The organism is Enterobacter sp. 301B, assembly GCF_003850715.1.
Taxonomy (GTDB): Bacteria; Pseudomonadota; Gammaproteobacteria; order Enterobacterales; family Enterobacteriaceae; genus Enterobacter; species Enterobacter intestinihominis.
On record NZ_PQTC01000050.1, the window covers coordinates 1 to 8821 of the forward strand.

Here is an 8821-nt window from a genome sequence, read left to right on the forward strand (position 1 = left end):
TGATTACATCGAAATGTTTTATAACAGTAAGCGTCGGCATGGTTCCAGCGATCAGATGTCACCGACAGAATATGAAAACCAGTATTATCAACGGCTAGGAAGTGTCTAGATTATCCGTGGCGATTCAGGGTAACCGGCTCATGATTGCTCTTGCTGACTCTCTGAATGTCAGCATTGGTGCTCTCAGAAACATGGCTGCAGAGGGTAAGTTAACCACTGATGTGATCGTGAATGGATTGCTCTCCCAGGGCGATAAAATTGGACAGGAGTTCGCTAAAACTACTGCAACGATCAGCCAGTCTCTTGAAATTGCCAACAACAACATAACGAAGTTCTTTGGTGAGAATGCCACTGTAAAAACTGGCGTCAAAATATTCAGTGACTCAGTCATTTCCCTGAGTGAAAACCTGGACGTTCTCAGCACTACGCTCACAATTGTTGCCGGCGTAATGGGTGCGAGGTATGTCGGTGCGCTAACCATGGCTACCTCAGCGAAAATCGCTGATATCGCCGCATCCCGTCAGCAGGTTGTAGCAGACAATCAGATGGCACAGGCTGCTTTGGTGGCCGCTAATTCTGTTCAGCGTAAGGCTCTTGCTGATAAGGAGGCTGCACTTTCGTCACTCGCCCTGGCACAGGCTGAATATAACGTGGCAAAAGGTAGCGCTGCAGAGATGCTGGCAATGGATGCCCTTGTAGCCGCAAAAACCAGGGCTACTACCGCATCTATTGCTCTTGCCGAGGCTGAAACTGCCCAGGCTGCTGCGTCGGCCCGTGCAGCGACAGCTGCTCGTGCAGCGTCCATTGGTATCGGAATGGCTCGTGGTGCGCTTGCTCTTATAGGTGGTCCAGCGGGGGCGGCTATGCTTGCTGCCGGAGCGATCTTCTATTTCTGGCAGAAAGCCCAGCAGGCAAAAGATGAGGCTATCGCCTTCGCCGATGGCCTGGATAAGCTCAACGCCGCCATGAGTGCAATGTCCAACACGCAGCTGCGTGGGGCTATTGCAGATGCCAATAATTCTATTCGAGCTCAGAAAGAGGCTGTCGCTGATCTGCAGAGTGAAGTTGACTCGTTGAGAGATCGGTATCAGAACTTTACCCCGGCAGCGCAGAAGGTTGCCGAGTCCATGGGGCAAGGTGCAGATTTCGCCCGCCAACAAGCTGAGGTTTCTGACGAACTGGCTCGCAAGACGCGTGACCTTGAGGCAGCAAAGGATAAATTATCCCGAACAGAAGAGACCGCGTCAGAGGCGACCCGCACACTCACGAACAATATGCTTACGGCGATGGGCGTTCATGATCAGCTTATCGAAAAATCATGGTCGCTCGAGCAGGTTCAGGGCGCGGTAGCGAAAGCCTTTGGAGAGACAGCTGATGAAATAAACCGAGCCAATCAGGCCGGAAAAAGTTTCGACCCCAAAGCGCTGCAGATATCTCCCGCGACCAAGGAGGGCGATAAAGTTATCGCTACTCTGGAAGAGCAGAATGAATTACTTAAAATTCAGGACGAGAGAGAGCGGGCGATAGCCAAAGCCAGGATGCAGACTGCCAAGGTCACTGACAATCAGAATCAAATCTCTGCAGCTGGCAGGCTGGCTGCTGAAAATTATGATTTAGAGAAGTCAGAAGAAGCCAGAAAAAAAGCTCAACAAGAGAGTGAGCAGCAGGGGAAAAAATCAGCGTCTTCTGCTGAATCTGTTGCTCAGAAGCTGGCAAACCTGAAGCAGCAAGCAGAACTGGCGGCTGGGTCAACTCAAGAACTCAGCAGAGAGCAGGCCATGCTTAATGCCGAGCAATCTCTTGGGAAGGGCGCGACTCTGGCCCAGATCGCAGAGGCCCGCCAGTACGCCGCTACAAAATGGGATACGGCCAACGCACTCAAAGCGCAGGCCGCAGCCGAGAAACTCCTGCCAGAAGCGCGTGAAAACGCCAGCTATAAGCAGGATGTTCAGGATCTGAAAACCGCACTGGCTGCGAAGAAAATAAGCCAGGAGCAGTTCAATCAGACATCTGAACGACTGGAAGCAACACACCAGGCAAACCTCGCAAAAATCCGCGCGCAGCAGGCGGTGACGCCACAGCAAGAGGCAGTTGCACAGGTTGATCCAGTGCAGCAATTAGCTAATCAGCACGCACAGCAACTGGCCCTTATCCAACAGTTCGAGCAGCAGGGGTTATTAGCTCACCAGAATGCATTAGCCCTTAAAAATGCTGCCGATACGCAGTATGAGCAGCAAAGAACCGCTGCACAATGGGAGCTTCTTAGCCAGCAGAGCCTGGGGTACAGCATGCTGACAAGCGCGGTGGATGCGTTTTCAGGTAATGCATCCAATGCGTTAACCGGGCTGATCACCGGAACGATGTCAGCGCAGGATGCTATGCGCTCACTCGGTAACACGATGCTGAATAGCGTGGTAAATGCGCTAGTCCAGGTTGGGGTAGAGGCTCTCAAAAACTTCATTATCGGTCAGACCCTGGGAGCAGCAGCAACGGCAGCTGGCGTGTCTCAAGCTGGAATTCTCGCTTCGGCCTGGGCTCCCGCCGCCGCTTTTGCGAGCCTGGCGTCTTTCGGATCTAACTCCATACCTGCAATGGCAGGTATAGCTTCCACTGTAGGATTGTCGAAGACACTTGCTGTTGCCGGGGCAAGGAAGAACGGAGGGCCAGTGACATCAGGCTCAATGTATCAGGTCGGTGAAGGTGGTATGCCTGAGATTTACCAGGCCAGCACCGGTAAGCAGTACATGATACCGGGCGACAACGGTCGGGTGATCAGCAATAAGGATATGCAGAGCGGAAGTGGTGTAATAATCAACAATATCGTGCAGAATTACACCTCTGCTACCGTTGATTCTCAGGGTACAGTGAATTCAGATGGTAGTATTACCCTCACTACGATTATCGCGGATTTGAACAATGGTGGCCCGATAAGTCAGGGTATAACCAGTAATTTCAACGTGAAAAGAACCCCGAACGGTCAGGGATAAGGAGACTTACGTGGTAATTGAGCCGGGCGAAGTGCAGTCAATACCAACTGAGATAGGTAAACCACACAGGATACGCCCGAACAGGGCGGTAGAGTTTGTGTTTACTCTAAGTGATGGATCAACTATCAAGGGCATAACGCCTGCTGGGGAAGAGCTGGAATTTACCAATAATGGCGATATCGTTGACATAAAAATCAATATTTACGAGGCACCATCCGGGCCCCGGCTTGTTGATTAATCAAACCCGCTTCGGCGGGTTTTTTAATGCCTGGAGTTTAGATGCCAATTATCGACTATCCCGACTGGCTGCCGCTGGCGCAGAAGGCCAGCAAAAACATGACGCTTGATACCGGGTTCCAGACCGATCAGCCAGCGGTCGGCCCGGCAATCTTCGAGAATCAAACCGACGACCTGAAAGTGACCTGGTCACTGACGTGGATCTTCACTCTGGCGCAGGAGCGCGCTTTCCAGCAGTGGCTGCGCAGCCCGAACTATCTCAACCGGGGCCTGAACTGGTTCCGGATGAATATCAATCTGGGCGGCAGTGGCCTGCAATTGCAGGAGCTTCACTTCACGCAGATGCCGGTGCAAACCAGTATCGACGGCGGGGTGGTGACCTGGACAGGAACCGTAATTGCCAACCATCTGTATAACGCCGACGATGAGTTCGACGACATCATTGTTGAGCTTCCGCCGCCTTGGGATTCGTGGCTGGATATCGTGGTTACGGGTTATCCGGACGGGCGTGATCCGGAAAGTCTCCCGAGGATCCCCTGATGCCATCTTTTCGTCAATATAAGCAGCAGCGCCCGACGCGCGGTCTGTACGACACCATCACGTTCTACCATCCATCCTTTGGCTATGTGCGCCTGGTAGACAAGCAGTTCTTCCCGAAGACGCTTGGCGGCAAGACGTACACGCCAGCGCGTTTTGAAATCGAAGAGAGCCAGCAGAGCGGTACGCCGGTAATCGACGCGACGGTGAAATTAGGGCGGCTGTCGTCTGACATCAAAGCGCTGATGAAGCATTGGAAGGGGGCGGCCCGGCTAACAGCTATCACGGCCACGCGGCAGATCTTCGACAGCGGAGATGTGTCTGTGCCGATTAAATCCTGGCAGCTTTATGTCAAGACGGTGGATATCGATGCCGACGCCGCATCGGTCACTCTGTCTGTGACCAACCCGCTCAATAATAATATTGGAAAATTATACGATCCCCGCGAATACACTGGACTCCAGTACCTATAAGGCATGCTCATGACTAAAGATGAATTTATTCGGCTGGTCATTGGTGTGCCGTGGGCTAACCGGGCCTGCTCGTTTGAGAAAGTCGACTGCTGGGGATTGTGCGTGTTGTTTTACAGGCATGTGCTCGGCATTGAGCTGCACCAGACGCCGGACTACGAAGCCGGGGCCGACTTCTTCACCTGCTATCAGGGCGACGTCGTCTTTTGGCGCCAGGTCGATAAACCGGTAGAGGGCGGGATATTCGTGGGGTATCGCGGCGCGCAACCGGCGCATGTTGGTCTGGTACTGAACAGGCAGGCGCTGCACTCCCGCGGCGAGAATGGAAGCGTGCGCATGGACTCGTTGCTGGTCATTCAGCGGGCATTCACCAAAGTGGAGTACTTTTCGTATGGCGCTGGTTGAGATATCGAACTTTCCAGGAACGCCTAAGCTGCGTTGCAGGGTGCCAAACGGCACCCTTTTTTATGACTGGCTGGCGGCCAATGACGCTACCTTTCACCGCGATCTGCTTATCGTCCGCAACGGCGTAAAGCTGGGTGACGATGATGAGCTGGCGTTTGAACTGAGTGAGCTGGACCACATCCAGATATTCGACCAACCAAAAGGCATTGTCGGCGATATCCTGAGCCCGATCTTTAAAGTGGTGGGTCAGGTGTTTTCGTTCCTGGCACCGAAGCCCGCTATCGCAAACAACGGCGGTAATACCGTCGACTCGCCCAACAATAGCCTGACCGGTCAGACAAATACCGCCCGCGTTTACAAGGCCAAGCCGGATATCTATGGCCAGATTCGTTCGTTCCCGGATCTGATTCAGGAGTCTGTATTCGAATACGTTCACCAGACGTCTACCGACGGCGGCCTGAAGTACGTTACAGAGTGGATGTGCATCGGAATCGGTAAATACGATTACGAGTCGGTGCGCTACTCAGAATCCAGCCTGGGCTCTCTGGCTGGGGCCGAATTCCAGTTCTTCCAGCCTGGAGAGGTCATTCCTCAGATCGTCGAAGGTTACGGGTTCGATGACGTCGACGGGCAGGAGGTTCCCGGGCAGAACGAAGCCAGCGACTTCCCGATTGAAACAGCAACGGCAAACACAGTGGTCAGCGGAACGTATTCCGGCGGACAGATAGCGATGAAAATCGTCAAGCAGGCTGAGTTTGACTATTTCATGGGGCTGGTGCTGCCGCACGCGGTGACTTTCACCATCAACGTGACGTACAGCACGGCCTCCGGCACCGTGACTACCGATGCGACATTCTCCGGCACTCTGATCTCCGCCGTTGAAACAAACGATGGCGCAGTGGTGAACCCGGTGCGCTGGTACACGTTTACGATGAACCAGCTTGAGGGTCCGCAGGACATCCCGGCGAATGCCACGATCAACACCACGAAGTTCGTCCTCAACGATAACGAGGCGCTGGTGGTTGGGCCGTTCTTTTCCCCGGTCGAGTCAACGCAGCTGTGGCTTCATACCCAGTCCAGCCTGGGCGGGAAGAAAGAGACGAACTGGAAGGTGGTCATCTGGAAAATTGACGACGACTACAACCAGGTACCGGGAACGCAACAGACCTTCACGTACCGACAGACGACGCCGCACCAGTCGACGAGTGAGGTGTTTTATCGCACTGACAAGATCACTCCGACCGGAGGATTCGGGAAATACGCGGTAAGTTTCCAGCGCACCGATAATTCCAGCGACGCTTCTCTGCTGAAGGTTGAGGAGATCCACAGCATCAACATCCGTACGAACGTCGTTCACCCTACCGACACACTGGTGCGGGTGAAGGTGAGGGCGACCGAGAATGCGCTGGGAAGTCGTGAGCGCAAATATAATGCGCTGGTGACGCGGCACACCATCACGTACGACCTGGACACGCAGACGGTGGATTACACGCTGCGTCCGTCGCGCTCGTTCGCTGATGCGGTGACGCATACCTGGTTGATTATGGGTGAACAGCCGGTAAGCAGCATTGACCTGTATGGTCTGTACTCTATTGCTGAGAGCCTGCCTGACGAGCGTCTTGGCTACTTCGATTACACGTTCGATGATGAGAATGACTCGCTTGGCGATCGCGTACAGGCGATCTGTAATGCTGCGTCGGTTGTGGCGTACTGGGACGACGGCGTGATGACGTTTACCCGTGATCAGAAGGTTGACTACCCGGCGGCAGTATTCAACCGGGCCAACATGAAGACTGACGAGTACAAAATGACGTACGAAGCTACTCTTCCAGGCGGTTATGACGGCGTGCAGGTGTCCTATGTTCACCCGACCACGAACAACAAGACGTACATCAACTACCGCGTGCTGAACGGCGCCATCGTCGAGCAGGAAGCTGAGAACCCTAACAAGCTGGAGATAGTCGGTTTCCGTAATGAGTACCAGGCGCGGGAACGCGCACTACGTGAAACGAAACGCCTGATCTACTCCCGGGTGAAGATGAACGCCAAAGTGTTCGAAGATGGCATTATCCAGGTCGGAAGCGTCATTCAGATGCCGGACATTTACGACAGCAACCAGCAGGGTGGTTACGTCACCGGCCGATCCGTGAATGACTTCGATACCAGCGAGCCGATCACCTTCACAGGTTCGATGTACGTGCTGGTGACCGACAGCCTGGGTAATCCGACTCTGCGCTATCCGGCGACGGCCCGCGGTGACACGAAGTACGGCTTCACTGCAGCAATACCCGATATTCAGCTCAACATATGGAACGGAGACACTGTACAGCTCCCATCGCGCTATCTCATTGCGACGGTTGAGGAGCTGGACAGTCAGCTATGGACGGTTAACAGCATCAAACCGAACACCGATAACACGGTATCTCTTACCGTCGCGGAATACAGCGACGCCATCTACCAATAAGAACCGTCCCCGACCAACCAGACCCGGCCACCGCGCCGGGTTTTTTTATGGAATCAATATGGCTACTACACCTACTAACCTGCCAGTACCGAGCGAATCTCCGTTCGATTTCAAATTCAACATAGGAAAAATCGACGAGGTTGTTACCTCTATGGGGTGGACCTATACCGATCGCTTTGGTCAGAAGCACTACACCATTGAGGGCATCAACTATCTTTCCCAGCAGGCAATGGCCGCCTTCGGTTACGTTATCCTTACCGGGAAAACATTCACCACCGGCGCGACTATCAACAACCCTAATGAGGTGCTGCTGAATACCGCCGACGGCGAATATTACAAATGGACTGGTACGTTTGCGTCCGGCCCGAAAGTTGTTCCGGAAAACTCTACCCCTGCCAGCACTGGTGGTATTGCGCCTGGGTCCTGGCTTGGCGTTGGTGATGCCTCTCTTCGTGCAGCACTGGCCGCGATGGATGGCGAGAAGTTAATTGGTGAGTGTCCAGACATTGCTACGCTTCGAACTATAGAGCCATCCTATGACAAGCAACGCATCACCCTACGGGAGCACACCGCAAATACCGGCTATGGTGGTGGTCAGTTCCGGGCCGTAATGTCAGGATCGTCGTACGCTGACAACAACGGGACAATCATCAAAACTAGCGGTGGCGCTGCATGGGTGCGGGTAAACGTCGGTTATATATCACCGTATATGTTCGGAGCGCTACCGAGGGTTGATGCCACTACCCCTACAGCACATACAGCCATTAATGCGGCGGCGGCAGCCGCTGTGTCACAAAACGCCATATTTGATGGTCTCGGAGCTACATTTAATGTAACCGGGGAATGCACAATCAACAACAGCAACTCCATAATTTTTCAGAATATGGTTCTTGTCGTTACTGATGTCGCTGCGTCTTTCAATGTTGTGCGCGTGCGCAACGCAGACCACACTATACGACGAATACGTATTGAGGGGGGCAACTCTAAAGTTCTTGGTATTAATGTAGAATCTACCGCAACAGGTACTATTGTTGAGAGCTGTAAAGTAACCAATACTGGGCTAACCGCGATATACAGCACCGCCTCGCGAGTTGTTGCCAGGAATAACCAGACAGACTCTTGCGGTCTTTTAGGAACAGGCAACTACCGTTGCAGTATCTGGTTCAACGAGAACGAACATGCTGTTATGGAGGGGAACATTTGCACCAATTGCGCTTGGGGAATCCTAATGAGAAATACCATAGGAACATCTCAAGGTTACTTTAATACCATGCGTAACAACATTGTTGTTTCCGCTTCAGGTACGACAGCAGACTGCCAGGGGATATCAGCATCTGCCCAGATCCACCTGAGCACCACTGATAATATTGTGCGCGGTTTCCCGAATAACGCAATTGACCACCAGAACTGCTTCGGCATGATTATAACCGGAAATCAGATTCACCAATGTAACGATGGAGTGTTTATCGGAGACAGGTCTTGTGGCCGCATCATCATTTCAAATAACAATATTGAGGCCTGCTTTACAGGCATCCGGTATTACAACCCGTCAAACTCAACCCCTGAGTATCAGAATCAGACTTTTGCCGATGTTTGAATCGCCACGGATAATCTAGACACTTCCTAGCCGTTGATAATACTGGTTTTCATATTCTGTCGGTGACATCTGATCGCTGGAACCATGCCGACGCTTACTGTTATAAAACATTTCGATGTAATCA

The 8821-nt window shown here is 52.9% G+C and carries 9 protein-coding genes; 8 read left to right on the forward strand and 1 reads right to left on the reverse strand.

Annotated elements, in window-relative coordinates; translation table 11 throughout:
* The 8 genes from C3451_RS23695 to C3451_RS23730 form a co-directional block, all read left to right on the forward strand.
* Positions 1-109, forward strand: a 109-nt coding sequence (locus C3451_RS23695) for an IS3 family transposase (RefSeq protein WP_131023897.1), incomplete at its 5' end; no start/stop codon positions are given.
* A gap of 7 nt (positions 110-116) precedes the next feature.
* Positions 117-2987 (forward strand): tape measure protein, encoded by a 2871-nt coding sequence (locus C3451_RS23700; RefSeq protein ID WP_269808162.1) that lies wholly within the window; start codon positions 117-119, stop codon positions 2985-2987.
* A 10-nt stretch (positions 2988-2997) separates the two neighbouring features.
* Entirely contained in the window at positions 2998-3225 is a 228-nt protein-coding gene (locus C3451_RS23705) for a hypothetical protein (RefSeq protein WP_045621599.1), read from the forward strand.
* A gap of 41 nt (positions 3226-3266) precedes the next feature.
* The gene (locus C3451_RS23710) at positions 3267-3764 is read left to right on the forward strand and encodes a hypothetical protein (protein ID WP_013097709.1); all 498 of its coding nucleotides are present in this window, start codon (positions 3267-3269) and stop codon (positions 3762-3764) included.
* On the forward strand, positions 3764-4234 hold the full coding sequence (locus tag C3451_RS23715; RefSeq protein WP_045621600.1) for a hypothetical protein: 471 nt from the start codon (positions 3764-3766) through the stop codon (positions 4232-4234). The genes C3451_RS23710 and C3451_RS23715 overlap by 1 nt, the downstream gene beginning before the upstream one ends.
* 9 nt (positions 4235-4243) lie before the next feature.
* Positions 4244-4636, forward strand: coding sequence for an NlpC/P60 family protein (locus tag C3451_RS23720; RefSeq protein WP_045621603.1), 393 nt, complete (start codon positions 4244-4246; stop codon positions 4634-4636).
* Positions 4623-7100 carry a host specificity factor TipJ family phage tail protein gene (locus tag C3451_RS23725; RefSeq protein WP_038416173.1) on the forward strand — a complete coding sequence of 826 codons (2478 nt, stop codon included), beginning with the start codon at positions 4623-4625 and terminating at the stop codon, positions 7098-7100. Before C3451_RS23720 ends, C3451_RS23725 begins: the two co-directional genes overlap by 14 nt.
* A 58-nt stretch (positions 7101-7158) precedes the next feature.
* Positions 7159-8697: a NosD domain-containing protein gene (locus tag C3451_RS23730; protein WP_124304486.1), complete on the forward strand. Its 1539-nt coding sequence runs from the start codon at positions 7159-7161 to the stop codon at positions 8695-8697.
* A 15-nt stretch (positions 8698-8712) separates the two neighbouring features.
* Here C3451_RS23730 and C3451_RS23735 read toward each other — a convergent pair.
* A partial coding sequence (locus C3451_RS23735) for an IS3 family transposase (RefSeq protein ID WP_131023897.1) occupies positions 8713-8821 on the reverse strand: 109 nt, incomplete at its 5' end.

Excerpts from the sequence above, each read along its gene's own strand:
- C3451_RS23710 (WP_013097709.1), top strand. The coding sequence starts at position 3,267 with ATGCCAATTATCGACTATCCCGACTGGCTGCCGCTGGCGCAGAAGGCC.
- C3451_RS23715 (WP_045621600.1), top strand. The coding sequence starts at position 3,764 with ATGCCATCTTTTCGTCAATATAAGCAGCAGCGCCCGACGCGCGGTCTG.
- C3451_RS23730 (WP_124304486.1), top strand. The coding sequence starts at position 7,159 with ATGGCTACTACACCTACTAACCTGCCAGTACCGAGCGAATCTCCGTTC.
- C3451_RS23725 (WP_038416173.1), top strand. The coding sequence starts at position 4,623 with ATGGCGCTGGTTGAGATATCGAACTTTCCAGGAACGCCTAAGCTGCGT.
- C3451_RS23720 (WP_045621603.1), top strand. The coding sequence starts at position 4,244 with ATGACTAAAGATGAATTTATTCGGCTGGTCATTGGTGTGCCGTGGGCT.